General features: G+C 41.6%; 21 protein-coding genes and 1 pseudogene. 11 read left to right on the forward strand and 11 right to left on the reverse strand.

Annotation, left to right across the window (positions count from 1 at the left end):
* The 5 genes and pseudogenes from F1E73_RS17575 to F1E73_RS18035 form a co-directional block, all read left to right on the forward strand.
* Positions 1-948 (forward strand): annotated as a pseudogene (locus tag F1E73_RS17575) (hypothetical protein); the annotation flags it as partial.
* Between the two features lie 11 nt (positions 949-959).
* Positions 960-2,114 carry a gliding motility-associated C-terminal domain-containing protein gene (locus tag F1E73_RS05475; RefSeq protein WP_150451345.1) on the forward strand — a complete coding sequence of 385 codons (1,155 nt, stop codon included), beginning with the start codon at positions 960-962 and terminating at the stop codon, positions 2,112-2,114.
* 309 nt (positions 2,115-2,423) lie between these two features.
* Entirely contained in the window at positions 2,424-3,158 is a 735-nt protein-coding gene (locus F1E73_RS05480; RefSeq protein WP_086476163.1) for a M15 family metallopeptidase, read from the forward strand.
* 309 nt (positions 3,159-3,467) lie between these two features.
* Positions 3,468-4,232, forward strand: coding sequence for a M48 family metalloprotease (locus F1E73_RS05485; RefSeq protein WP_086476162.1), 765 nt, complete (start codon positions 3,468-3,470; stop codon positions 4,230-4,232).
* Between the two features lie 134 nt (positions 4,233-4,366).
* Positions 4,367-4,534 (forward strand): DUF6747 family protein, encoded by a 168-nt coding sequence (locus F1E73_RS18035; RefSeq protein WP_317045160.1) that lies wholly within the window; start codon positions 4,367-4,369, stop codon positions 4,532-4,534.
* Positions 4,535-4,639: 105 nt separating this feature from the next.
* On the opposite strand, the gene F1E73_RS05490 is transcribed toward F1E73_RS18035, so the two are convergent.
* On the reverse strand, positions 4,640-5,035 hold the full coding sequence (locus F1E73_RS05490; protein WP_150451346.1) for an ankyrin repeat domain-containing protein: 396 nt from the start codon (positions 5,033-5,035) through the stop codon (positions 4,640-4,642).
* Between the two features lie 228 nt (positions 5,036-5,263).
* Between F1E73_RS05490 and gpmI the strand changes: the two genes are divergently transcribed.
* The 3 genes from gpmI to F1E73_RS05505 all read left to right on the forward strand — a co-directional run bounded on the left by gpmI (position 5,264) and on the right by F1E73_RS05505 (position 8,596).
* A complete protein-coding gene (gene gpmI / locus F1E73_RS05495; protein WP_086476160.1) occupies positions 5,264-6,781 on the forward strand; it encodes a 2,3-bisphosphoglycerate-independent phosphoglycerate mutase in 1,518 nt (505 codons plus the stop codon).
* 77 nt (positions 6,782-6,858) lie between these two features.
* On the forward strand, positions 6,859-7,677 hold the full coding sequence (gene map / locus F1E73_RS05500) for a type I methionyl aminopeptidase (RefSeq protein ID WP_086476159.1): 819 nt from the start codon (positions 6,859-6,861) through the stop codon (positions 7,675-7,677).
* A gap of 145 nt (positions 7,678-7,822) precedes the next feature.
* Positions 7,823-8,596, forward strand: coding sequence for a class I SAM-dependent methyltransferase (locus F1E73_RS05505; protein ID WP_086476158.1), 774 nt, complete (start codon positions 7,823-7,825; stop codon positions 8,594-8,596).
* Here F1E73_RS05505 and F1E73_RS05510 read toward each other — a convergent pair whose 3' ends face one another.
* The 8 genes from F1E73_RS05510 to F1E73_RS05545 form a co-directional block, all read right to left on the reverse strand.
* Positions 8,597-9,628 carry an FAD:protein FMN transferase gene (locus tag F1E73_RS05510; protein WP_150451347.1) on the reverse strand — a complete coding sequence of 344 codons (1,032 nt, stop codon included), beginning with the start codon at positions 9,626-9,628 and terminating at the stop codon, positions 8,597-8,599.
* The gene (locus F1E73_RS05515) at positions 9,606-9,965 is read right to left on the reverse strand and encodes a Na(+)-translocating NADH-quinone reductase subunit F (protein ID WP_086476156.1); all 360 of its coding nucleotides are present in this window, start codon (positions 9,963-9,965) and stop codon (positions 9,606-9,608) included. Before F1E73_RS05515 ends, F1E73_RS05510 begins: the two co-directional genes overlap by 23 nt.
* Positions 9,966-10,067: 102 nt before the next feature.
* Positions 10,068-11,375, reverse strand: a complete 1,308-nt coding sequence (gene nqrF, locus F1E73_RS05520) for an NADH:ubiquinone reductase (Na(+)-transporting) subunit F (RefSeq protein WP_086476155.1) — start codon at positions 11,373-11,375, stop codon at positions 10,068-10,070.
* Positions 11,376-11,377: 2 nt separating this feature from the next.
* Complete coding sequence (nqrE, locus tag F1E73_RS05525; protein ID WP_086476154.1) at positions 11,378-12,118, reverse strand: NADH:ubiquinone reductase (Na(+)-transporting) subunit E; 741 nt, start codon at positions 12,116-12,118, stop codon at positions 11,378-11,380.
* 24 nt (positions 12,119-12,142) lie between these two features.
* Positions 12,143-12,790 carry an NADH:ubiquinone reductase (Na(+)-transporting) subunit D gene (locus F1E73_RS05530; RefSeq protein ID WP_086476153.1) on the reverse strand — a complete coding sequence of 216 codons (648 nt, stop codon included), beginning with the start codon at positions 12,788-12,790 and terminating at the stop codon, positions 12,143-12,145.
* 3 nt (positions 12,791-12,793) lie between these two features.
* On the reverse strand, positions 12,794-13,549 hold the full coding sequence (locus F1E73_RS05535) for a Na(+)-translocating NADH-quinone reductase subunit C (protein ID WP_086476152.1): 756 nt from the start codon (positions 13,547-13,549) through the stop codon (positions 12,794-12,796).
* Between the two features lie 2 nt (positions 13,550-13,551).
* Complete coding sequence (locus F1E73_RS05540; protein WP_150451348.1) at positions 13,552-14,820, reverse strand: NADH:ubiquinone reductase (Na(+)-transporting) subunit B; 1,269 nt, start codon at positions 14,818-14,820, stop codon at positions 13,552-13,554.
* Between the two features lie 2 nt (positions 14,821-14,822).
* Positions 14,823-16,172 (reverse strand): Na(+)-translocating NADH-quinone reductase subunit A, encoded by a 1,350-nt coding sequence (locus F1E73_RS05545; protein WP_086476150.1) that lies wholly within the window; start codon positions 16,170-16,172, stop codon positions 14,823-14,825.
* A gap of 150 nt (positions 16,173-16,322) precedes the next feature.
* Between F1E73_RS05545 and F1E73_RS05550 the strand changes: the two genes are divergently transcribed.
* From F1E73_RS05550 to pruA, 3 genes are all read left to right on the forward strand, one after another.
* On the forward strand, positions 16,323-17,567 hold the full coding sequence (locus F1E73_RS05550; protein ID WP_150451349.1) for a type IX secretion system plug protein: 1,245 nt from the start codon (positions 16,323-16,325) through the stop codon (positions 17,565-17,567).
* Positions 17,568-18,016: 449 nt separating this feature from the next.
* Positions 18,017-18,403 (forward strand): Co2+/Mg2+ efflux protein ApaG, encoded by a 387-nt coding sequence (gene apaG, locus F1E73_RS05555; RefSeq protein ID WP_086476149.1) that lies wholly within the window; start codon positions 18,017-18,019, stop codon positions 18,401-18,403.
* 404 nt (positions 18,404-18,807) lie between these two features.
* The gene (pruA, locus tag F1E73_RS05560; RefSeq protein ID WP_150451350.1) at positions 18,808-20,436 is read left to right on the forward strand and encodes an L-glutamate gamma-semialdehyde dehydrogenase; all 1,629 of its coding nucleotides are present in this window, start codon (positions 18,808-18,810) and stop codon (positions 20,434-20,436) included.
* Between the two features lie 105 nt (positions 20,437-20,541).
* On the opposite strand, the gene F1E73_RS05565 is transcribed toward pruA, so the two are convergent.
* Both F1E73_RS05565 and F1E73_RS05570 read right to left on the reverse strand, forming a co-directional pair.
* Positions 20,542-21,771 (reverse strand): multiheme c-type cytochrome, encoded by a 1,230-nt coding sequence (locus tag F1E73_RS05565; RefSeq protein ID WP_150451351.1) that lies wholly within the window; start codon positions 21,769-21,771, stop codon positions 20,542-20,544.
* A 108-nt stretch (positions 21,772-21,879) separates the two neighbouring features.
* Positions 21,880-25,188: a VCBS repeat-containing protein gene (locus tag F1E73_RS05570; protein WP_150451352.1), complete on the reverse strand. Its 3,309-nt coding sequence runs from the start codon at positions 25,186-25,188 to the stop codon at positions 21,880-21,882.
* Between the last annotated feature and the right edge of the window lie 54 nt (positions 25,189-25,242).

The following is a 25,242-nucleotide window of genomic DNA, read 5'->3' on the forward strand; positions in this document are numbered from 1 at the left end:
TTGGCAATAGCCGATGATGCAATAACCGCCGCAATGATCAATTCTAACGTAGTAGGAACAGGGCTACTCCAACAACCTAGTGGAGCATTGGCCATAGACCCATCTTCCATAACCGGTAACGGAAATATAACTTCTGGAACATTAATCGTAGGTGGTGACAATAACGCTCTATTGGGCAACGTAACCTTGGAAATACAATCCGACGCAGTAACCGCCGCAATGATCAACTCCAACGTTGCAGGAACAGGGCTACTCCAAGAACCTAGTGGAGCATTGGGCATAGACCCATCTTCCATAGCCGGTAACGGAAATATAACTTCTGGAACATTAATCGTAGGTGGTGACAATAACGCTTTATTAGGAAACGTGACCTTGGAAATACAATCCGACGCAGTAACCGCCGCAATGATTGTAAATGGAACTATCACAAATGAAGATATTTTTGGAGCAGCAGGTATTGAGGGCAATAAAATAAATCCAAACTTTGGCAGTCAAAATATCTCAACTTCAGGGACATTAGCAGCAGGCAACACTACAGTTACAGGAAATTTATCAGTATCGGCATCAGTTATAGTTGGAGGCACAACTGTTCACCCCGACTACGTTTTCCAAAAATATTTTGAGGGGACCTCCTCCATAGACAACACTTACCAATTTAAAAGTCTGTTGGAAATTGAAGCTTTTGTAAAAAAGCACCATCACCTCCCAGGGATTAAGTCGGCAGCCGAGGTGAAAGCAGATGGCTTTTGGAATCTAACTGACGGTGCATTAAAAAACTTGGAAAAAATTGAGGAGTTATACCTGCATACTATCGAACAGGAAAAGAAAATTGAGCAACTGAAAAATGAAAACGCCTCCCTCACCAAAGAGTTGGCGTCCATAAAACAGGACTTACTGGAAATACGGGCGCTTTTAAGTAACAGCCATCGGGAACCAAAAGAAAATTAGTAGTTCTAAGGATGAAAAAAACAGCCACCATCCTCGCCATTTTATTAAGCCTAGGTCTACAGGCCCAAACGGCTATGTACAATACCGGCAATATCCGAATCCACCAGCAGGGCCAGATTGGCTTTCACACCAACCTGATCAATAACACCGCATTTGACCAAAATCTGGGCCTGGCAGGATTTTACGGCAATGACCTTCTTAGGGTATCCGGCGCATTTGCACCCACTTTTTACGATATGGAAATTGCCAATGAGCAGGGGCTAGAACTCAGTACCGGGATACACGTGCTTCACAACACCAATTTTATAATCGGGAATATTATCACTCCAAGACCACAGCAAGACATTTCCCTTAATTTTTTAGAGCAGGCCAATTACGTGGGAAGTACGGATTTTTCCAAAGTAGACGGTTATGTTACCGCCAACCAGGTTCGAAATTTTGATTTTCCCGTTGGAGATGCCTCCCAGCTCCGAGCACTAGACCTAAACAGTAGCGGCATCAATGCCATTGTAAAATGTGCCTATTATCGGGCTAATGTAGCGGAACCCTCCAATCCGTTTCCAGGATTTGATACCAGCCAAAAACTAGATTCCATAATAAACATCAGCACCAAAGAATTTTGGCATCTGGAAGCCAATTTGCCCTCAACCATTCAAATAAGCTGGAATCCGAATAGTGATATTGCCTCCTTAACACAGAATGTTGCCCATATTGTACCAGTTGGATGGAGCATTTCCCAGGAAGCTTGGGTGAACCTTGGGACCACCTCAGTAGTGGGTAGCCTGGATTTAGGAATATTGGTATCCAAAAGATTTACCCCCTCAGACTATGCCGTTATTACCTTTGGCAGCGTTTCCACAACAGACGAAGCTCCTACACTAGACAATTACCTAGTAACTCCGAATGGGGATGGGGTAAATGATTTTCTTAAACTGGAAGGTCTAGAATCATCCAAAGACTACATGCTAAGGATCTTTGATAGGAATGGACTAAAAGTCTACGAAGAAAAGAACTATACCAACGGTTTTACGGGCTACTCCAATATTAACAACCTAGTCATTAATCGGGATCAAGGCCTTCCAAATGGTGTCTATTTCTACATTGTGGATATGAAGGACCTCAATAAAAGCCATCAGGGGTATTTGTATTTGGAAAGGGCAAGGTAGGTTATAGAGTATTGAGTACAGAGTATTGAGTAGTGAGTGTACTTCCTAAACAATATCCCCCTAAAATAAACCTGTCAGATCCCACATTGTTGGGTGGAGCCCGCGTTTCAAAAGCCATCCGCAATCGGGAACTTATCTCAATATAGTGAATCAACTCACTTAAGAATTTCCCATTAAAACCAACAACTTTACCTTCAATCCTGCGTTTATTCTTAGGTATTGTTATATTTAGAAACTTAACGGACTATCTGGCAGTGTTATGGTGTTAGATAGCGTAGATAAATACAACTATTAAAACCGTATTGCCCTATGCAACGAAGAACCTTCATTAAAAAAACCGGGTATACTGGCTTGGCCCTTTCAGTGATGCCTGGTCTTACCCTTTCCCAGGATCCCGAATATTCCCTGGAAGAATTAATGGGAAAAAAAGACATACCCTTGTTTGGGAAGGATATTAATCTTAGAAAAGACGCCCACGATGCCTTTGTGGAAATGAGGAAGGCAGCCTATGGGGACGGAATAGATTTAAAAGTAGTTTCCAGTTTTAGAAGCTTCTACCGGCAAGATGCCATTTGGGAACGAAAATACCTTCAGAACACCAATGAAAAGGGTATGACAAACCTTGCAGCCATAGAAAAGATAATAGAATACTCTACCATTCCGGGTACTAGCAGACACCATTGGGGGACCGATGTGGATATTATTGACGGCTACCGTAAAACCACTGGTAGCGTACTAAGTCCCCAAAAATTTGAAGAGGGAGGTCCCTTTGCGCTATTTAAACAATGGATGGACGAAAATGCCAATAAGTTCGATTTCTACCTAGTCTACACCAACGATCCAAAACGCAAGGGTTTTAAATACGAGCCTTGGCACTACAGCTACGCCCCTATTTCCAAACCCATGCTAAAAGCATTTCGCAAAAAGAATATCGCCAAATTGATTATGCAGGAAGACATAATTGGAAAGGAACACTTTACCTCTGGATTTCTAAAAAGCTATATACAAGACCATATTTTAGATATAAATTCCGCCCTACTGTAACCATATTTTTCGTAAATTGTTACCTAAGCACCAGAACTATTTAGAGGTGAATATTCTATAGCGGCTTGCTATATGTATTCAGGCATTAAGGGCAATCTTAAGGAGCTGCTGGGTCGTTTTTTTCAAAGGATTTAAATACAATTGTAGGGGTTCCCCATCTACTAATGCAAGCTTCCTTTGGAGATCTACGGCAAGCACCGTGGGCAAGGGAATACTCAGAACTAGTAGCACTTAGATTATTTTAACGCCCTATCTGCAAAAGCAGGGGGAAGATCAGGATTGTTGTGGCGATATCAATGCTTGACAATTATGGGAAGGAATTGGAGATTCAGGATTTTAATTGGCGTGGCCATTGTGGCCTTCGCCTATATACAGCGCTGTACCAATAAGGAGGAAAATCCGTATACCGGCAGGGTGCAAAACATTAGCATGAGTACGGAACAGGAAATTGCCATTGGCCTACAAAGTGCCCCGGAAATAGCCCAGCAGTATGGCGGACTCTATCCCGATGATCAGTTGCAAAACTATGTGGATCAAGTGGGGCACAAATTGGTGAATAACAGTATTGCAAGTGAAACTCCCTACCGCTACGAATTTCACTTACTGGCAGATAACCAGACCATCAATGCCTTTGCGCTTCCCGGAGGACAGGTATTTATTACCTATGCCCTTTTTTCCAAATTGAACGAAGCCCAACTGGCTGGCGTTTTGGGGCACGAAATAGGCCATGTAATAGGCAGACATTCCGCCGAAAGGATTGCCGAGGGCAACTTTTGGAAAACCGTCTCCGTAGGGGCTTCCGTAGGAGCCGATGCCGGGGATATTGTAGGTCGTATAGGACAGAACACCTTGCTAACCAATGGTAGGGAAGACGAGCTAGAAAGCGATGATCTAGGAGTCCTATTAATGCTTCGCTCCGGATACAACCCACAAGAAATGATTCGCGTCATGGAGATCTTAAAGGAAGCCGCTGGCCCCAATAGGGTTCCCGAATTTAAAAGTACCCACCCTGACCCGGACAATAGGATCGAAAAAATTAAAGCAGCGATTAAAAAACACCAAAACAAACTATAAGGGTGATGCATCCGTTGTATTCCATGCAATAGTTTCTCAATATTTTTTTGTAACTTGCATAGATTCCCAAATACTTTACCCTTTACCAATTTAACCCTTATAGCTTTGATTATCACCAATCTAAAGACAACTATATGGGAACACTATTACACCTTAAGAACCTTTACGTAGGGGCATTTGAACAATGCAGGCCGTTAATTGCCGTATTCCTTTTAAAACTGTATTCCGTTTTTTGCTTCATTATGTTATCCCTGGCATTGTATGCCTTTATGTACAGATTATTTACAGGCTTTGATTTTTAGCATTCAAGGAGCCCTCTATTTGTACATTTAGCAAATTCTAGAAACCAAAAGGACCTATCGTTTCCTTACGATAGGTCCTTTTGGTTTTAGGCAACAGCCTACGTTCTATTTCATAGAATGGGCATTAATAACCGCCAGCGCTTCCTTGGCATTGGAGAGTTCGGCATGCTTTTTCGCATTATAGCCACTTTCGCACCTAATGCTTGGATCAGCACCATTGTCCAATAAGAGTTTTACTATTTCAGCCTTGTTGTAACGGGCAGCAAAAATTACCGGGGTTTTACCCAGTGATTTTTTATTCACATCCTCCCCCAAAGCTATTAGTCGTTTCACAGTTTGTATATCCCCTTTTATAATAGCCTTACAAAAAGAGTTCAGTTCCCTGGTGGTTTCCATCGGCAAGGAGCTGGACACCCCTTGTAATTCCATAGGTTTTTCGGCACTAAAGCCGGGTACTGCGCATAATATTGCCCAGGCAGCGATTACGATTGTTTTTCTCATGATGAATAAGATTTAATTAAAATAGTTTTTGATTGTACTTAATAGACCACACCTTTCTTATTTTGTTTCATCAATCGTTAACAAATAACATAATTTTAACTTATTGAATACATCGGGATTACGATTGCATTTTCTTAAAAGATTGGGGGAATATTTTAAAATTCCTATCGCAAATTCTAGCAATCCTTAGGCAATAGTTTTATTTTTGACCTGTATAACAATAATCATATGAACAAGAAAGTAATCCTAATGATTTTGGACGGTTGGGGAAAATCTCCTGACCCCAAAGTATCTGCAATAGAAAATGCCAACACCCCTTTTATAGACTCCCTTTACACCAAATATGCCCACGCAAATTTACTGACCGATGGTATGCATGTAGGCTTGCCGGAAGGGCAGATGGGTAATAGTGAGGTAGGGCACATGAATTTAGGGGCCGGAAGAATTGTTTACCAAGACCTCGCTAAAATAAACTTAGCCATAGAAGAGGACACCTTAAAGGAGGTACCAGTATTAAAAGAGGCCTTATTGCACGCCAAAACCAACAATAAAACGGTTCATTTCCTTGGGCTGTTGAGTGATGGGGGCGTACACAGTCATACTTCCCACCTAAGAGGTCTAATAGATGCCTGTGAAAGCTATGGCATTAAAAACAGCTTTATACATGCCTTTACCGATGGTAGGGATGTAGACCCAAAGAGTGGCGTTGGTTACCTAAAGGCGATCAATGACTACTGTGCCGATAAGAATGTACAATTGGCGAGCGTAATCGGACGCTATTACGCCATGGACCGTGATAAAAGATGGGAGCGCGTAAAAATGGCCTATGATCTTTTGGTAAATGGCACAGGTACCAAGACACAGGATATTGAAGCGGCTGTTCTAAACAGTTACGAAGAGGGAATTACCGATGAATTCTTAAAGCCCTTATCCATTACCAATGACCAAGGAGCACCCTTGGCAACCATAAAGAACGATGATGTAGTTATCTTCTTCAATTTCAGGACAGACCGGGGAAGGGAACTAACACAGGTTTTGAGTCAGGTAGACATGCACGAGCATAACATGCACAAGCTAGACCTTTACTATGTTACCATGACCAACTATGACGAATCGTATCGCGGGGTAAAAGTAATTTACGATAAAGACAATATTGAGGAAACCTTGGGCGAGACCTTGGCCAAGGCCAACAAGAAACAAATCCGAATTGCAGAGACCGAAAAATACCCCCACGTTACCTTTTTCTTTAACGGAGGAAGGGAAACCCCGTTTGAGGGAGAGGAACGGATTCTTTGCCCCTCACCTAAAGTAGCTACTTACGATTTAAAACCAGAGATGAGTGCCTATGAGATACGCGATGCAATCATTCCCGAATTGGATAAAGGGGAAGTGGACTTTGTGTGTTTAAATTTTGCAAACCCCGATATGGTAGGCCATACCGGAGATATGCAAGCTGCTATAAAAGCCTGTGAAACTGTGGACAGCTGTGCTAATTCGGTGATTACTGCCGGACTCAATAACGGTTATACCACCATAGTGATTGCAGACCATGGCAATTGTGAAACCATGATTAACCCCGATGGTAGCCCCAATACGGCACATACTACCAATCCTGTACCTCTAATTTTGGTGGACAAGGATTTAAAGAACATTCAGGATGGGGTGTTGGGCGATATAGCCCCCACCATCCTTAGCTTAATGGGAGTAGATCAACCAAAAGCAATGACTGGGAAAAGCTTGGTTTAAATAACAGGTTTTGGGACCAGGTAGGTCCCAAAACCGTTATTGCCCATTTTAAAAGTAATGTTTTACCTTTGCAGCCTATGATTATAATAAAAACACCAGAAGAGATAGAATTGATGCGCGAGAGCGCCTTGATTGTTAGTAAAACCTTGGGAATGCTGGCCAGTGAGGTAAAACCTGGCGTAACCACCCTACAATTGGATAAACTGGCGGAAACCTTTATTCGAGATCACGGGGCAGAACCCGGTTTTCTTGGAATGTATGATTTCCCCAACTCCCTTTGTATGAGTCCAAATGCCCAAGTGGTACACGGAATTCCCAACGACACCCCATTAGAGGAGGGTGATATAATTTCCATAGACTGTGGGGCCTTGAAGAATGATTTTTACGGAGATCATGCCTACACTTTTGAAGTAGGTGAAGTTTCCCCTGAAGTAAAAAAGTTGTTGGAAGTAACCAAGGAATCCCTGTATGTAGGAATTCGGGAATTTAAACTTGGTAATCGCGTAGGCGATGTGGGCTATGCTATTCAAAAGTTCACAGAAGATCACGGTTATGGAGTAGTCCGAGAACTAGTAGGTCATGGCATTGGCAGAAAGATGCATGAAGATCCCGAAATGCCCAACTATGGAAAACGTGGTCGCGGAAAGAAATTTCAGGAGGGAATGGTTGTTGCCATAGAACCTATGACCAATATGGGAACTCGTAATATAAAGCAATTGAGCGATGGTTGGACCATACTTACCAAGGACGGAAAACCAAGCGCCCATTTTGAGCATAATGTCGCTATTGTAGATGGTAAACCGGAGATTCTCTCCACCTTTGCCTATATCTACGAAGCCTTGGGCATTAAAAGTAACGAGGAAGACGAATTCCGCCAAAAAGCACTGGTACTATAACAAACTATTTTAAGGCTCCTGTTTATACCAAACAGGAGCTTTTTGCATGCAATAACGATTCTTTTCAGCATCCAATTGGCAAAATGTCTGTCCACCCCCTAATAAAATTCACGCGCCCTATTCCTAGGAGCTCTAACATTTGAAGATGGCATTAAAAAAAGTTTTTAAGCTAGTCCTTAATACGGTCCCCAGACCGGTGCTAATTAAATTGAGCCTCATGGCCAGGCCGATATTGGAATTGTCTATGCGTGGCAGTAAGTACACCGACCCCATAGATGGGAAATCTTTCAGGAAATTCCTTCCCTATGGCTATGAGCATTCGCGAGACAATGTGCTATCGCCCTCTACCCTATCCCTTGAGCGCCATAGGCTATTATGGTTGTACTTAAAAAACGAAACCGATTTTTTTGATAGCCCCCTTAAGGTTTTACACTTTGCTCCAGAGCAGGCCTTTTACAAGCGCTTTAGAAAACTAGAAAACTTAGATTACACCACCACGGATTTAAATTCTCCCTTAGCAGATATCACAGCGGATATATGCGACCTTCCTTTTCAAGACAACACCTACGATGTGGTATTGTGCAACCATGTACTAGAACATATCCAGGACGACGAGAAGGCAATGTCTGAGCTCTACAGAATATTAAAGCCCGGAGGCTGGGGAGTTTTCCAGATCCCTCAGGATTTAAATAGGGCCCAGACTTTTGAGGACAACAGCATAACGGACAAAAGGGAACGGGCCAAAATATTTGGCCAGTACGATCATGTTCGCATCTATGGAAGGGACTACTTTGACAAATTAAGAGCAATTGGATTTAAGGTAACCGAGGTAGATTACACCAATTCCAAACTCAGTCCGGAAGAAGTAGATCGCTACCGATTAAGTCCTGGTGAAATAATACCTGTGGTCACCAAATAATTACTTTATAAGCATCTTTTTAAAGCCTTCCGTCATATACTCTTGTACCGCTCCGGCATCGTCCAGATAGATGATGTAACCTTCTAGCAATTGATCTGCCTCTAAAACCTCCTTGGAGCGTGTTAAGTCCATCGCCATTAAAGAAGTGGCATACGCATCTGCTGTGGCACAATCCTTGGCTACGACTGTGGCCGCTAGTATATTGGAGTTTTTGGTAAATCCGGTGAGGGGATCAATGGTGTGCACATATTTGGCACCCGTTTCCGGATCTATTTTAAACTTTCTGTAATTGCCGGAGGATGCCATGGCATTATCCTTCATATTGACCGTTTGCTTGGAGGTTCGCTCCCAATCCATTTGTGGATCGTCTATGGCTACCACCCATTGCTTTTTCCTGAGTGTATTTTCGCCCTTTGCCACCAGTTCTCCTCCAACTTCCAGTAGGTAGTTCTCAATGCCTTTTTCATCTAAGAATACCGCCAATCTATCTACCGCATATCCTTTTGCTATGGCATTAAAATCGAAATAGATATGAGGGTCTGTCTTGGAGATGGTATTGTTGGGGGAAATATTGACCTTGTTAAATCCCACATAATGTAAAAGACTGTCTACACGCTCGGTATTCATCTCCAATTCCTTCCCTGGACCAAAACCCCAGGCATTAACCAAAACCCCTACTGTAGGGTCAAAATAGCCCCCAGTGGCGTTATATATCTTCTTAGAGAGCTCAAACACCTCCCGAAACATATGATCTACCACAACAGTAGTATCACCTCGGTTTATTTTGGAAATATCGGAAGTAGGGATATACGTAGACATAGACCGATTGATCACCTGAAAGATGGAATCGAATTGCGACTGATAATCCAACTCCTTTTCGGATATATAAATAAGGCTATAAGAAGTCCCTAGGGCCTCCCCCACGGCTACATTCTTTACCCATTTACCATTCCGTTGCCCACAGCTTATCACCAGTGAAGTAAGCACTAGCGCTAGCAAGCCTATAATCTTATATCTTAACAAGTCCTTCATAATCCAATATATAATCTTCATTTAAATAAACAGGCAAACTTTTATCCAGGGCGTTGTAGAGCCCTACCCCAGCATAATAGGCCTCTGCCTCATGCTTCTCTGCGTGGTCTTTCATCTTTTGCATAAACTCCTCATCGTATTTAGTAGGGTCTAGGGGATACGATATACTACGCACTACAATAAAGTGTAATCTCTTATCCTTTAAACATACAAATTGGGGGTTCTTTTTAGGCTTACTATTGATTCCCATAAACTCATACCCTTGGGCCTCCAACTCCTTTCCCACAATATTCATGGCCAGATTATGCAATTCCTGACTGGTTAATGCTCTCCTCATTGATACTAATAAAGTTAATTTATAGTAGTAAAAAAATAGACCTGTCTTGTTTATAAAACAGGACAGGTCCATAAAATAACTTAGATGAAAATCAATTTTGGATTATCCTCCAAAATCATCAAATCTAATATGCTCATCTGGGATTCCAAAATCCTCTCCCATTTTCTGTACTGCTTTGTTCATCAATGGAGGTCCACAGAAGTACAATTCAATATCCTCTGGGCTTTCGTGATGATCAAGGTAGTGCTCTATCACACAGTTGTGAATAAACCCTACAAATCCGTCACCAGGAGCATCGATATTCTCTTTTACTTTCCAATCGTCTTCTTCTAACGGCTCAGAAAGTGCCATATAGAATTTGAAGTTCGGGAATTCTTCCTCTAATTTCTTGAAATGATCTATATAGAACAATTCACGTTTAGACCTACCACCATACCAATAAGTAACCTTTCTATTGGTCTTTAAGGTGTGGAATAGGTGATATAGATGCGATCTCATTGGCGCCATCCCTGCACCTCCACCAACGTAGAGCATTTCGGACTCAGATTCGTTGATAAAGAATTCACCATAAGGACCAGAAATGATACACTTATCGCCTTTTTTCAAATTAAAGATATAGGACGATGCAATCCCTGGATTAACATCCATCCAATCGTTCTTTGCTCTATCCCATGGCGGAGTGGCAATACGAACGTTCAACATAATCTCTCTACCTTCTGCAGGGTAGGAAGCCATGGAGTACGCTCTTTCTACTGTTTCCGTGTTCTTCATCACCAACGGCCACAGATTAAATTTATCCCATTCTGCCTGGAACATATCGGGGCTAGCGTGCTCCTCTGGGTGTGCAGTAATATCCATTTCGGAAAACTTAACCTCACACTCAGGAATCTCGATCTGGATATAACCACCAGCCTTATATCCCATATCTTCGGGAATTTCAACTACGAATTCCTTAATAAAGGAAGCTACGTTATAGTTTCTTACTACAGTTGCCTCCCATTTCTTAATACCAAAAACCTCTTCAGGGATGGTAATCTCCATATCCTGTTTTACTCTTACCTGGCAAGACAGACGTGCTCCTTCGCTTAATTCCTTTCTAGAGAAATGTGGCGTTTCTGTTGGTAAAGCTTCTCCACCTCCAGATAGAACGTGACATTCGCACTGAATACAGGTTCCTCCTCCACCACAGGCCGAAGGAAGGAAAATTTTCTGGTTTCCTAAAGTAGTCAATAAGGTATCCCCAGATCCTACTTCTATCTTTCTCTCCCCATTAATGGTGATGGTAACGGGTCCTGATGGGGATAATTTCTCTTTGGTGAACAGCAAAAGTGCCACCAACAATAACAATAGTATTAAAAACGCAATTACTGTTATCAGAATAGTTCCAAGTGTGCTTGTAGCTAATATCATCTCTAGTTGTTGTTATTTATAAGGTTGTTGAAGGAAACGGTGTTTTCTTTAACCTCTTCCGTTACTTTAAGCTCCTTTTCTTTTTGTGCCGTAGTATTCACTTCTTCTTGCGGTGCTTCATCCCCTCCGGTCAACATACCTCCAAAGCTCATAAACCCAATAGCCATTAGCCCTGTAATAATAAAAGTAATACCAAGACCTCTTAATGGGGCAGGCACATTAGAGTATCTAATTTTCTCCCTAATGGCTGCAATGGCCAAGATGGCAAGGAACCATCCAATTCCAGAACTAAGCCCGTAATTAAAAGCCAATCCCAAGGTTTGGATATCCCTAGACTGCATAAACAAAGATCCACCTAATATGGCACAGTTTACCGCAATCAGGGGCAAGAAAATCCCCAGGGAATTATAAAGGGCTGGTGAAAATTTCTCTACCACAATCTCTACCAATTGCACCATAGTAGCAATAGTGGCAATAAATAGGATAAAAGAAAGGAAGCCAAGGTTATAATCTGCATATTCTGGTCCTAACCAGGCCAAAGCCCCATCCCTAAGAAGGTACTGATCTAACAACCAGTTTAAGGGTACTGTAACGGCTAATACAAAAATAACGGCCGCTCCTAAACCTACTGCAGTAGCTACCCTTTTGGATACCGCCAAATAGGAACACATTCCCAAGAAGGTTGCAAACACCATATTATCTATAAATATGGATCTAAAAAATAACTCTATATGTTCTAACATAACATTCTATTATTTTGGTAACTACTAGTTTTCTTCAATTAAGTCCTTGTTTCTAGAACGTTGTACCCATATAATGAGTCCAACCACAATCAATGCCATGGGCGACAACAACATAAATCCATTGTTCTCGTACCCTATTGCATATAGTCCGGTTTTAGCGATGGGATCTCCCAATACTTTATAACCAAGCAAGGTCCCGGAGCCCAACAACTCTCTAAAGAATCCGATGATGATAAGGATAACCCCGTATCCGGCGGCATTCCCTATTCCGTCCAAGAAGGATCTCCAAGTTCCGTTAGCCAAGGCAAAAGCCTCAAAACGTCCCATAATGATACAGTTGGTAATAATTAACCCCACAAAAACCGAGAGGGTCTTACTAAGCTCATAGGCAAAGGCCTTTAGAACCTGATCCACAATAATCACAAGGGTCGCCACAACGACCAATTGCACAATAATTCTAATTTTTGATGGGATGATGTTTCGCATCAAGGAAATAACAACGTTCCCCATTCCCATTACAAACAGTACCGAAATAGACATCACGATGGACGCTTTTAATTCGGCCGTAATTGCTAGAGCGGAACATATCCCCAGTACCTGAATAGTAATTGGGTTGTTATCCGATAGCGGATCTAATATTAGACTAGTATCTTTTTTTGAAAGTAGTGCCATAGTTTAATTTTTAACTCTTATGGTTTCCAAATAAGGTTTATATAATTTTAAAGTTTCTCTGATCATGGCAGTAACACCATCCCCAGTAATCGTAGATCCTGCCAATGCATCTACTGCATTATCGTCTTTACGCTCATTGGTAGGGTCATTGTTTCCTTTGGTAACAGCAACTCCAACGTATCTACTTCCGCTAAGTACAGACTCTCCAATGAAATCGTCCATGAAATAACGCTGGTTAATGTTAGCTCCCAAACCTGGGGTTTCCCCTGCGTGATCGAAGAAAACTCCTTGCACTACCATATTCTCATCCAAGGACATAAAGCCCCAAATAGCATCCCAGAGTCCTTTACCTCTCATAGGAATAATGTAGTACTTCTGTCCGTCTTTTTCACCGATAAACAAAGGAAGCCTTCTTACCTCCCCTGCCTTGGCACGGGTTTCTTCTTTCTTAAGATCTATCAAATAAGCATTTTCGTCCTTAGTAACCTCTTCGCCTTCAATAATCAGCTGCTCAGTGATATATTTATTAAACTCGCCAGCAACCGTACTAGTGGAAACGAAATTCACACTTCCTTCATCATCCCCATTCTCATTTACGCCCATGGCATAAAGAATGTTCTGCTGCTTCTCTAATCTTTCGTTTTCACTGATCCTATCACTAAGTGATGAAGCCATAAAAGCCAAAAGAGATCCTACGATGACCACCATAATGGCGGCAAAAATTACCGTGTAACTATTCTTTTCTGTATCAAATGCCATGTCTATACTGTTTCTGCTTTTAATTCTTCTGCTTTTCCTTCACCATCGGTAGGTAACACCATAGCGTTTTTTGCACGCTTCAACCTTTTATTAATATTTCCTTTAACCACGTAATGATCAATTGTAGGAGCAAACACGTTCATCAACAAGATGGCCAAGAAAACGCCTTCTGGATAGGCAGGATTGAATACTCTAATCAAAACAGAGATAAACCCTATCAAAAATCCATAGATCCATTTTCCACGATTGGTTTGCGACCCGGTCACCGGATCGGTTGCCATGTACACAATACCAAACGCCAATCCACCTACAATTAAGTGTTTCCAGTACGCAAAGCTCATAAGGCCGTAAAATGTACTATACTCGGGAATCCAACCTGCAGCTACCACGCCATTGAAAATAAGTCCCATAACCAAGGAACCTATAACGGCACTAAGCATAATCCTCCAGCTTGCAATCTTGGTAAACAATAAGAACAATCCTCCTAGTAGTATCAACAAAGTAGAAGTTTCACCTACAGACCCGGGGATAAACCCAAAGAACATATCTGCTACTGAATAAGACATCTCTGCCCCTCTTCCTTGCGCCAAGTAACCTAGAACGGTTTCTCCAGAAATTGCATCCGGACCACCAGCCAAGTCTACTGCTTGGTGTACCCATACCTTATCACCACTCATCCAAGTAGGATAAGCAAAGAACAAAAAGGCTCTAATGGTTAGTGCAGGGTTAAGGATGTTCATCCCTGTACCCCCAAAAATCTCTTTTCCAATGACCACTCCAAATACAACGGCCACAGCCAACATCCAAAGCGGCGTATCTATAGGAACGATTAATGGAACCAGCATCCCTGTTACCAAGTAGCCTTCCTCCACCTCGTGCCCTTTAATAACGGCAAAGATAAACTCGATGGTTAAACCCACCCCATAGGAAACAATTAACAATGGCAATACCGTCCAGGCACCCATGATAAAGTTTTCCCAAGTAATAAAATTCCCGAAAAGGGAAGCTTCCCTAGCTATTCCCTTGGCTGCGTCTACTGCAGCATAATGCTGATACCCAGCATTAAAGATTCCAAACAACAATACTGGAATCAGGGACATAATTACCGTATTCATGTTTCGCTTTAAGTCGTCCACCACGCGAATATGGGATCCGGAATGGGTTGTTTCGTTAGGCGAATACAAGAAAGTATGCAAGGCATTGAATGCGGGCGCCATTTTTTTACCCTTATACTTCTCCTTAAGTTGATGTAAATTATTTTTTAAGCTCATCTTTATCCTATTTCTTTATATAATAAATCCAACCCTTCCCTAATAATCTGCTGATGGGGCTGTTTAGAGACGCAAATAAATTCTGTAAGTGAAAAATCTTCCGGAGCTACTTCATAAAGTCCCAGTTGTTCCATCTCATCCAAGTCTTGCACCATACAAGCCTTTAACAATTGCATTGGGTAAATATCCAGGGGAAACACCTTCTCATAGAATCCTGTAAACACAAAGTTTCTATGCTCCCCATTGGTATTGGTATCCAAGTCGTACTTCTTATTAGGCTGTAACCAAGAGAAGGTTAGCGACCTAGTAGCGGAAATCTTATCAAAGACCGGCTTATTCCATCCGAACAACTCATAATCGTCCCCTTCAGGAATTACGGATACTGTATTATTATAGAAGCCTAAGTGGCCGTCTGGCTGTGTCTTACTGCCGGTAAGCACATCGCCATTGATAACCCTAAAATTATCTGTATTTACTCCGCTTGCATAAAGAAAAGTAGAAACCTCCGCACCAATCTTAGTGGTGTAATATTTAGGCGCCTTTACAGACGACCCCACCAAGGCAACTACACGCTCTGGATTGTATTTTCCGGTTAACAACAATTCTCCGATTACCACAAGATCCTGCGGGGCAATGGTCCAAACAACCTCTCCTTTATTTACGGGATCTATCTTATTGATCTGAGTACCAACAAGTCCTGCCGGATGGGGCCCAGACACATTATGCAGCTCCACTCCTTCCATTCCAGAGAATAGGGATTGCGTGCCTTTGCCAATTGAAACATGCACCTTGCCGGGGGTTAATTTACCCAAGGCAGTCAATGCCGCCTGAATTTCCTTTTCCTTACCTTTAAGGGAATACTCCAAGTCTGCAGCTAATGGACTGGTTACGTAGGCCGAAATAAAAATAGCCTTGGGAGTCCTCTCAGGATTTGCCACCATATCGTAGGGACGTTGTTTAATAAATGGCCAACATCCTGATTTTAACAGCAACGCCTTAATGTCCTCTGCATTAGCACTTGGTGCTACTGGGGCATGCTCAATGGATTCCTGATTCTTATCCGCCAGAATTTTCAACGTTAGTATTCTTCTCCTGGCACCTCTTTCCACCTCAATTAATTCTCCACTTACGGGCGAAACAAAGAGCATATCCTCCACGTTCTTATTAAAGAACAATGGTTCTCCTGCCTTTACCTCGGCACCTTGTTTAACTAACATTTTGGGAGTAATTCCGTGAAAATCTAGAAGATTGATCGCATAAACATTACTCTCTACTGCCTTGGAAAGAGACTTTTCAGCCTCCCCAATAAGATTAATGTTCAAGCCTTTCTTAATTCGAATGTCTTTTGACATATTTAGTAGACCTTAGGTTATCAAAATTTCGTGCAAATTTAGCACTTAATAGAACGTATTCATAATAATTACCAAATTATTTAGCGTTTAGACCGTGCAATGGACATTGGGGTGAGTTTTTGTTTAACTTTACCCAAAAAACTGGTCAAAATGCGTCGTATCGTCAGTCTTGCTTTCATCCTTCTCCATAGCCTTTATCTACAGGCCCAGGTACAGGAGGAAATAAATGCCCCCTCCCATATTAAGTCCGTCGTTTTTAAAGGCAGTACGGAAGACCAATTCCCCATAGTTCCTTTAGGCGCACCTATTTACCTGGAATTTGATGACTTATTTGCCAGCGAACAGGACTACTATTATAAAATTGTTCACTGCAACTATGACTGGACCCCTTCCACCTTATTAAAGTCGCAATACCTACAGGGTATGGATAATGAACGAATAACGGATTATCAAAATAGCTATTCTACCTTACAGCCATACTCCAACTACAAACTCACCATCCCCAATGCATACACCCAATTAAAGGTGAGCGGCAATTACCTACTAGAAATTTACAACAGCTATAATGAAATTCAATTTTCAAGAAGATTTTTGGTCTATGAAGACTTGGTGAAGGTAGGAGCTACCATAAAGCAATCTAGAGACTTTAACCACATAGACGAAAAACAGGTGGTCCATTTTAACATCAACACAAGCAACTACCCAGTATCTAACCCCAAAAGGGAAGTAAAGGTAGCCCTTATACAAAATTATCAATGGACTACGACCATCGGAAATATCCCCCCTCAATTTACCTTGGGCAATGAACTGGTCTACAAATACGACCAGGAAACCAGTTTTTGGGGAGGAAATGAATATTTTAATTTTGACACCAAAGACCTAAGAGCCCCCAGCTCCTCCATTTCCAAAATTGCCCTGACCGACCTCTATAACCACTACCTTTTTACGGACTACTATAGGCACAACCGCCCCTATACCTACTACCCGGATATCAATGGGGATTTTGTGATAAGAACCCTTCAAGGCACGGACTCCTCCAAAGAAGCCGAGTATACCTACGTACATTTTAAACTTCCCTATACAGAGTTGATTGGACTGGACGAAGTGTACGTTTACGGGAAATTTAACAATTACGCCATAAGCCCAGAGAACAAAATGACCTACAATGAAGAGACGGGAAATATGGAAGCCACGCTTAAGATGAAGCAAGGGTTTTACAATTATAAATATGTATTGGTAGGCCAAGACGGCAGCCTGGACCAAAACACCATATCCGGAAATTTCCACTTTACCGAAAACAATTATTTAATTTTGGTTTATTACAGGAAGTTTGGAGACCAGCACGATAGCCTCATTGGGTTTGGTTCCGTAAACTCTAGGAACATCACCAATTAAATGGCCGACCAGACCCACATCCCAATAAAACTACCTCCTATTTACTTTTCCCGCTCATTTTAAATGAAAGTCAGGCTAGTTTCCTTGGGGATAAAGCCCCCAGCTCCATCGGCTTAGATGTTGAAATCTTGCAACTAAATCCATATTTTTTATAATTACATCGAATAAATATGCCCAAATCTCTCAGTTGATAAATTCTTATTTATCTTGTTGTACTATAGCATTTTAACAATTACCTGTGTTAAAACTCAAGGCAGGTATAGTTTTATTCGTAATTTTACGTTTTTAGATTTAAGATAGCTGCAGATGAATAGTTTTATTGAACCATCTGCTACTACAAAAGAAAAAAATACGATTTAGGCAATTGGCCTACTTATAGGACCATTTGGAGCATTGCTAGTTTCCCCCTCAGAACCAGCTTATTTATAAATTAGTCAAAAGAGATCCTTATGATAACACAGGTAACCAAAGGAATTAAAATTTCGGTAAGCACCAATTTTGATGGGACATTTTTTAAGAATTACAAAGTGCATTTTGCCTTTGGATATACGATTACCATAGAGAACCAGAGCAAAGACCCAGTACAGCTTACCTCCCGTCATTGGCAAATTTATGACTCCTTAAACGAACTGGAGCTCTTGGATGGGAAGGGTGTTATTGGTCTTCAGCCGGTGATACAACCTGGTGAATCCCATACCTACAGTTCTGGATGCCTTTTGGCCTCTACTATTGGTGCCATGAAGGGACATTATAATATGGTAACCTTGACCACTTCGGAGAATTTTAGGGTTTATATCCCCACTTTTAAATTTAGCGCCCCTTTTGCCCTAAATTAAATCCCTTAAAATCTTGGTTTCCCCATGCCATGAGCGATTTGCCCTGTGGTCTTAATTAGTGTTCATTCCTAGGATCAGCCCAGAAGATGCTTGTAACAAAAAAAAGGAAACATGGACTTACTCCTTAAATAGTTGTTTACAGATGTCACCTAAATAAAAACCGATAGACTCCCAGGTAGGGGCTCCATCAATTACACAATAAAGGATATCCGCTAAAACCAGTGGGGTTGACATAGGCATGTAAACTCATCCTCACCCATAACAATCCCCCGAAATTAACTTCCCAAGCCTCCAGTTTCCTTTCTTGAAGGGCCTCATTTCCCCCATTCAGAATCTCGATATTTCCTACTTTATTTTCGCAGATGCTTTTAGTATCTTTGCGTAAATTATAACATATAATAATTATGGGTAAAGGTTTTTTTCAAGTACCTACTGCATATAACGAGCCAATTAAGAGCTACGCACCCGGATCTCCAGAACGGGAAGAGGTATTAATTCAGTACAATAGCTATTTCAACAACCAGGTAGATATACCTATGTACATTGGTAGCAAAGAGGTAAGAACGGGCAACACTGCCCCGATGTCACCTCCGCACGACCATCAGCATATTGTAGGTCATTATCACCTAGCAGAAAAGGAACACGTCTCGGAAGCCATCGCGAATGCTTTGGAATCCCGCGAAAAATGGGCCAATTTACCTTGGGAGCAAAGAGCTGCCATCTTTTTAAAAGCAGCCGATCTGATTGCAGGTCCTTACAGGGCTAAAATCAACGCTGCCACTATGATCGCTCAATCCAAAACCATTCATCAGGCAGAGATTGATGCAGCCTGTGAATTAATAGATTTCCTCCGCTTTAACGTGGAATACATGTCACAAATCTATGCGGAGCAACCAGAATCTTCCGAGGGGGTTTGGAACCGCGTTGAATATAGGCCATTAGAAGGCTTTGTATACGCTATTACACCGTTCAACTTTACCGCCATTGCAGGTAACCTTCCTGCCAGTGCCGCTATGATGGGGAATGTAGTATTGTGGAAACCTAGTGACAGTCAAATTTATTCTGCCAAAGTAATTGTAGACATCTTCAAAGAAGCCGGTGTACCAGACGGGGTTATCAACGTAGTTTACGGAGACCCCGCTATGATCACCAAGGTAGCCCTAGAGAGTCCAGATTTTGCTGGAATCCACTTTACTGGATCTACCCAAGTTTTTAAGGATTTATGGAAACAGATAGGGAACAACATCCACACCTATAAAACCTACCCAAGAATAGTAGGTGAGACTGGTGGAAAGGATTTTATCCTTGCCCACCCTACGGCAAATCCAAAACAGGTATCCACCGCTATTGTGAGGGGTGCCTTTGAATTTCAAGGACAAAAATGTAGTGCTGCCTCTAGGGTATACCTTCCAAAATCTATCTCTAATGAGATCTTAGATTTAGTAAAGGAAGACCTAGCATCCATCAACGAACCAGGATCTCCAGAAAACATGGGGAATTTTGTAACAGCCGTTATTCATGAAGCCTCTTTTGACAAACTGGCCAAGTATATAGACCAAGCAAAAAAGGATAAAAATGCCACCATCGTTGCCGGTGGTAACTACGATAAGACCAAGGGCTATTTTATTGAGCCAACGGTAATCCTTACCACGGATCCTAAGTACACCACCATGGAAACTGAGCTTTTTGGGCCTATAGTTACCGTATATGTGTATGAAGACAAGGACTGGTCTGAAACCTTGAAGTTGGTAGATAGCACCTCGGAATACGCCCTTACGGGAGCCGTAATCTCCGGAGATCGTTACTCCATAGACGAAGCTACCAAAGCGCTTCAAAACTGTGCTGGAAACTTCTACATCAATGACAAACCTACCGGTGCCGTTGTAGGACAGCAGCCGTTTGGAGGTGCAAGAGCTTCTGGAACCAATGACAAGGCGGGATCTGCTCAGAACTTATTGCGTTGGGTTTCTCCAAGATTAATCAAGGAGACCTTTGTAACGCCAACAGATTATAGGTATCCTTTCTTAGGGTAGTCACCTATGATCACTTAATATAAAATCCCGTAGCGAGCAGTTCGCTACGGGATTTTTCATTTGAATAGGTCTTTTCTTAAGTATCACCAAGAGTCGATCCTCTATTTATTCCTTCCACAAGGATTCCGCATAGATTCCAATTAAATGGGATCTTATTTTAAAAGAGGTCTCCACACTATCTGGAGTCAATTGCACCATCATAGCCTTGGAAGGCTTGGAGGGCATATGACAACTTATACAATTATCCTGCATTTCGGTAGAAAGCTTTGCGTCTACACTATAGTGCTTTTTCATTTCCCCATGACACGCAATACACTTCAGTATAAAAGACGCTATATCCCCTCGTTCTTTCTTATGGGGGTTATGGCAGGTGTTACAATCCATAGTAGGCGTCTCCTTAAAACATTCGCTTTGAATTAATAACCCATATTGATTCCCATGCACATCCAAGGTTTCCTGGGGTTTTCCAGAATCTATATTTCTGGAATGCTGATTTAGGTCTTCCCCAGTAAAATATGAAAACGCATCGCCCTTTAGTTGTACATCCCTTGGGCCGGAGTGACATTGCGCACATAGATCCAAACGCTGTTGCCTTAATAAGGTATCTATTTTAATAACGAATTTAGATTCACCCGCTTCTGGATGTTTTTGTTGATAGGCAACGTGTTTCAATGAAGGACCATGGCATTTTTCACAGCTTATCCCTAAAATCAACTTAGACCGGTCAAAGGAATTTCCCATGACTGACTCCCCTTTTTTCTCCGCATGGGTTACATGACATTTTAAACAGGCACTGCGTATAGGTCTTTTGGTATGATAGGATGGATACCCCGGACTATTCACCCAATTATCTGACTGTGAGTGGTAAGACACCTGGAGTTGGTATAGATCGTTTTCTTCCCAAGACAGATAAGACTGCCCTCTAACACCAGATCCAACAACCACATCGAAGGGCGTGGGTGGGAGTGCTATACTTCTATTTCTTATTTTTATGTGCTGGAACAAAGAATCCCCTTCCTGCGTCATGGTAAAAGAAACATCGGCCAGATCTAGGCTATTGGCCCCAACCATAAAACTTCCTTTTACAGTGCTAGTATCTGCCACTGAGGAGGTATTGTAATGAGCGGTTTCCAAATAACTATCATAGATATCGGCATGACATCCCATGCAGGTTTTAGAACCTACATAATGCTCCCCATTGGCATGCGTTGCCAAAATAGGCAGACTAAGGTAGTCTGACTCTTTATTAGCATTTTTACAATTAAACACCAATACTCCCAATCCCAGACCGGCTAATCCAAGTATCCAGCTTACCAATTGCTTCCTATTCCACATCTAGGTTCTTTTAAAAGGCGTTTTTAAAAACAATCCGGTGCATCCTTTAAGAGAATGCCCCACCAAAGACCAGGGAGTTGCGCTTGGTGGGACATGCTACAGCCAATCTTAAAGATTAACTTTTATCAATTGAAGGTAATCATCATTTTTAGCAACTAGAATATGCTTTTCTCCGTTAATAGTTATTGTTTCCATTCCACGAACATCCCCAACAATTTTAAGACCAGATTCTAACATTGTATTCGCTTTAAAATTCCCATCACCTAGTCCATTAAGAAACAACCCAAAGCTAGCATCGTTCCTAGGGGTTTCTACCTCGGAATTGTAAAGGTTCCCAGCCAACACTACATCCATATTCCCATCGTTGTTCAAGTCTTCCACCACAAACCTATTAATACTGGATATTTGTGATAGCTGTGGTAATTGTTTAGCAGTAAAAACACCTCCGTTATTCTCCAAATAAACATGCTTAAAGGAGGTTATTTCATAACTCAAGGACTCCTCCAACTTTTTATCCGTATAAATCTGATTAAGGGAGGCACTTGCAAAGGAATTGTAATCCTGAAACTTTGCCTTGATGGCGGGCATCTGTTGTGAGGAACATTGGCGCCCCCTAACCGGAAATTCCGTTTCCCCACTTTTATAACTCAACACAATATCTGGAGTGTTATTGTCATCAAAATCGTTTAAATACACCCTAAATGGAGCTTCCTCACTCGCTTGGTACTTATAATTCATTCCCAAATTTCCAATAATAATATCTTCATCTCCGTCATTGTCAAAATCGGCCTTCTCCATGGCAAACCACCATCCGGACGAAGGTCCATCATACATTTTACTGGAAACATCCTCGAACACGCCACGGGTATTTTTAAAGAATTTAATAGGCATCCACTCCCCTACTACCACTAAGTCTTCCCAACCATCATTATCAAAATCGATCCAAACGGAAGCCGTAACCAATCCAAGGGATTTAAGTTCCGGAAGCACTTTTTCTGTAGCATCCCTAAATTTTATACCGTTTTCCGTACTTACATTTTCCAGAATATAGGAATCTGTGGGATACGGGTATTTTTTAGGCATCAACCTACCTCCTACAAACAGATCCAAATCCCCATCCTTATCATAGTCTGCTACGGAAACATTCATTCCACTGATTTTAAGATCAGGAAGCGCCTCCTTATTTCTAACAAATTTATTATTTCCTAGGTTTTCATAGATTCTATCTTCATACCCTAGGGAATTAGGTTTAAATTCATTTCCTCCACTAGCAATATAAAAATCCATATCCCCATCGTTATCGGGATCAAATATGACAATACCCAAATCCTCATAGTATTTATCTTTTACTAGATCTGGGATTTCCAACTCTTCAAAGCTACCATCCCTGGTTTGTAAAAACACGGCTGCCGGTTGCCCAACGGCACCTCCAACAATATAATCGTCCAAACCGTCTCCATTTAAATCCCCTACCGCCAATGCCGGTCCTAAGGTGGAGTTTTTGTGGGGCAATAACACTTCAACCTCAAAATCATTGAACACATTTTCCTGATGCTTAAAAATATCAGGAGTATCAATGGTTTCGAACTTAGAAGCAACTACATGCGGCGAACTACCGATGGCCTCCTTTTTATCCTCCTTATAAGCTACCACAAGGCGCTGATTTGCCGCAATATCGTTTAGCTTGGTGATTGCGCCATTTGGCCATTTCACCACTAAACTATCCACTTGCTCCACATCTCCAAGTCCAAAATGCAACAAAGGTGTTACCGAGGACATATAACCTCTTACCGTATTATGTTCTTGCGCCTGCATTCCCTGCTTGGTATAGATAAAAACCCTACTACCATTGGGCAACACTTCGCCTCCGCCGTTCAGGTCTACGGTTAAATGGTTCTTCTCACTGGTGTTGTTTCTATAAACACTAGCAATATCTTCTAGGTTATTAACAATTAAATCTAAGTCGCCATCATTGTCCAAGTCGGCAAAAGCCACCCCATTAGAAAATGTTTTCTCTCCCAATCCCCATGCCTCGGATTTGTTGGAAAATGTAAGGTCTCCATTGCTATGGAACATATAGTTACTAAGCTTTTCGGAGGGCAGCTGCTCTAAATACTTTAACAACTTAACCTCTTCTTCTTTGTTCTTATAGTTGGGATCATTCTCCATTTTATCGAAAAACTCCCGGTGTTTGGCATAAAAGTCTTTATTATTTACATCCCTACGGATACCATTTGTCACAAATAAATCTTTCCATCCATCATTATCAAAATCGGCCATGAGTCCGCCCCAACTCCAATCCGTGGAAGACACTCCTGCCATTCTAGCGACATTGCTAAACAAAGGAAGTTCTCCCGCTGCATTACCATGGTTCAATTGCAGGGAGTTCTGCATATATTGATGGTGCAACCCTAGATCTACTGACCTATAAAAAGCATCCGGGTCCATGGAAGACATATTTGCTTTGGATCTAAAATTATCTTCGGCAGACATATCCAATTGAAAAATATCGAACAGGCCGTCGTTGTTAAAATCGGCTATATCCGCTCCCATTCCGAAAAATGAAGTTTGCTGTAAACTGGTATCTATTTGATTGGTAAAAGTCCCGTCCTGGTTATTAATGAATAAAAAATCGGGCGCATTAAAGTCGTTCGACACAAAAATATCTATATAGCCATCGTCATTAACATCGGAAGCCACCACGCCCAAACTTAGGCCGAATGAACTTAGGCCCGCTTCTTTGGTTACATCCGTAAACTTACCGTTATCATTTCTATAAAGCCTATCGGAATCCTTATGTTCGTGGTTGGTCAACATATAGTGATAATACTCTACGGGTGCCGTAAAACTGGTAGGCGGGTAGTTTATAACATATAGATCTAAGTCGCCATCATTATCATAATCAAAAAAAGTAGCGTGCATACTTATACCATCACAATCCACCCCGTATTCTGCACCCATTTCTGTAAAGGTATTATCCCCATTATTGATATAGAGCACGTTATTATTGGGACCATATTTACCTCCCACAGCAATATAAATATCCACAAAACCATCTTGGTTTATATCTACAAAGGATGCCCCTGAATACCAACGATCATCGCCTTTTAATCCGGCAGATTCAGTAATATCCTCGAATTGCATATTGCCTTTATTGAGATATAGTTTGTTTTCTACCATATTCCCGGTAAAAAACAAATCTTCCAGACCGTCATTATTCACATCTCCAACGGCAACCCCACCTCCCAGGTACATATAGGGATAGGTAAAATAGTTATAGGTATGGGTTTCCGTAAGCTTATTATTGAAATCGATCCCCGTCTCACTGGAGGCTAACTTGGTAAACAAAGTATCGGATTTTGGCGTACAGGCCGCAACCAACAATCCCAAACAAAAAAGGTAAACAATTCTATGCATAATTAGTAGGTATTCTCTATAGGTCATTAAAATAAGAAAAACCCCGCACAAAAG

The organism is Arenibacter lacus (assembly GCF_008711145.1).
GTDB classification, from domain to species: domain Bacteria; phylum Bacteroidota; class Bacteroidia; order Flavobacteriales; family Flavobacteriaceae; genus Arenibacter; species Arenibacter amylolyticus.

What these genes read in the sequence shown, in the direction of transcription:
- F1E73_RS05475 (WP_150451345.1), top strand. Translation starts at nt 960, where the DNA reads ATGAAAAAAACAGCCACCATCCTCGCCATTTTATTAAGCCTAGGTCTA.
- F1E73_RS05480 (WP_086476163.1), top strand. Translation starts at nt 2,424, where the DNA reads ATGCAACGAAGAACCTTCATTAAAAAAACCGGGTATACTGGCTTGGCC.
- F1E73_RS05485 (WP_086476162.1), top strand. Translation starts at nt 3,468, where the DNA reads ATGGGAAGGAATTGGAGATTCAGGATTTTAATTGGCGTGGCCATTGTG.
- F1E73_RS18035 (WP_317045160.1), top strand. Translation starts at nt 4,367, where the DNA reads ATGGGAACACTATTACACCTTAAGAACCTTTACGTAGGGGCATTTGAA.
- F1E73_RS05490 (WP_150451346.1), bottom strand. Translation starts at nt 5,035, where the DNA reads ATGAGAAAAACAATCGTAATCGCTGCCTGGGCAATATTATGCGCAGTA.
- gpmI (WP_086476160.1), top strand. Translation starts at nt 5,264, where the DNA reads ATGAACAAGAAAGTAATCCTAATGATTTTGGACGGTTGGGGAAAATCT.
- map (WP_086476159.1), top strand. Translation starts at nt 6,859, where the DNA reads ATGATTATAATAAAAACACCAGAAGAGATAGAATTGATGCGCGAGAGC.
- F1E73_RS05505 (WP_086476158.1), top strand. Translation starts at nt 7,823, where the DNA reads ATGGCATTAAAAAAAGTTTTTAAGCTAGTCCTTAATACGGTCCCCAGA.
- F1E73_RS05510 (WP_150451347.1), bottom strand. Translation starts at nt 9,628, where the DNA reads ATGAAGGACTTGTTAAGATATAAGATTATAGGCTTGCTAGCGCTAGTG.
- F1E73_RS05515 (WP_086476156.1), bottom strand. Translation starts at nt 9,965, where the DNA reads ATGAGGAGAGCATTAACCAGTCAGGAATTGCATAATCTGGCCATGAAT.
- nqrF (WP_086476155.1), bottom strand. Translation starts at nt 11,375, where the DNA reads ATGATATTAGCTACAAGCACACTTGGAACTATTCTGATAACAGTAATT.
- nqrE (WP_086476154.1), bottom strand. Translation starts at nt 12,118, where the DNA reads ATGTTAGAACATATAGAGTTATTTTTTAGATCCATATTTATAGATAAT.
- F1E73_RS05530 (WP_086476153.1), bottom strand. Translation starts at nt 12,790, where the DNA reads ATGGCACTACTTTCAAAAAAAGATACTAGTCTAATATTAGATCCGCTA.
- F1E73_RS05535 (WP_086476152.1), bottom strand. Translation starts at nt 13,549, where the DNA reads ATGGCATTTGATACAGAAAAGAATAGTTACACGGTAATTTTTGCCGCC.
- F1E73_RS05540 (WP_150451348.1), bottom strand. Translation starts at nt 14,820, where the DNA reads ATGAGCTTAAAAAATAATTTACATCAACTTAAGGAGAAGTATAAGGGT.
- F1E73_RS05545 (WP_086476150.1), bottom strand. Translation starts at nt 16,172, where the DNA reads ATGTCAAAAGACATTCGAATTAAGAAAGGCTTGAACATTAATCTTATT.
- F1E73_RS05550 (WP_150451349.1), top strand. Translation starts at nt 16,323, where the DNA reads ATGCGTCGTATCGTCAGTCTTGCTTTCATCCTTCTCCATAGCCTTTAT.
- apaG (WP_086476149.1), top strand. Translation starts at nt 18,017, where the DNA reads ATGATAACACAGGTAACCAAAGGAATTAAAATTTCGGTAAGCACCAAT.
- pruA (WP_150451350.1), top strand. Translation starts at nt 18,808, where the DNA reads ATGGGTAAAGGTTTTTTTCAAGTACCTACTGCATATAACGAGCCAATT.
- F1E73_RS05565 (WP_150451351.1), bottom strand. Translation starts at nt 21,771, where the DNA reads ATGTGGAATAGGAAGCAATTGGTAAGCTGGATACTTGGATTAGCCGGT.
- F1E73_RS05570 (WP_150451352.1), bottom strand. Translation starts at nt 25,188, where the DNA reads ATGCATAGAATTGTTTACCTTTTTTGTTTGGGATTGTTGGTTGCGGCC.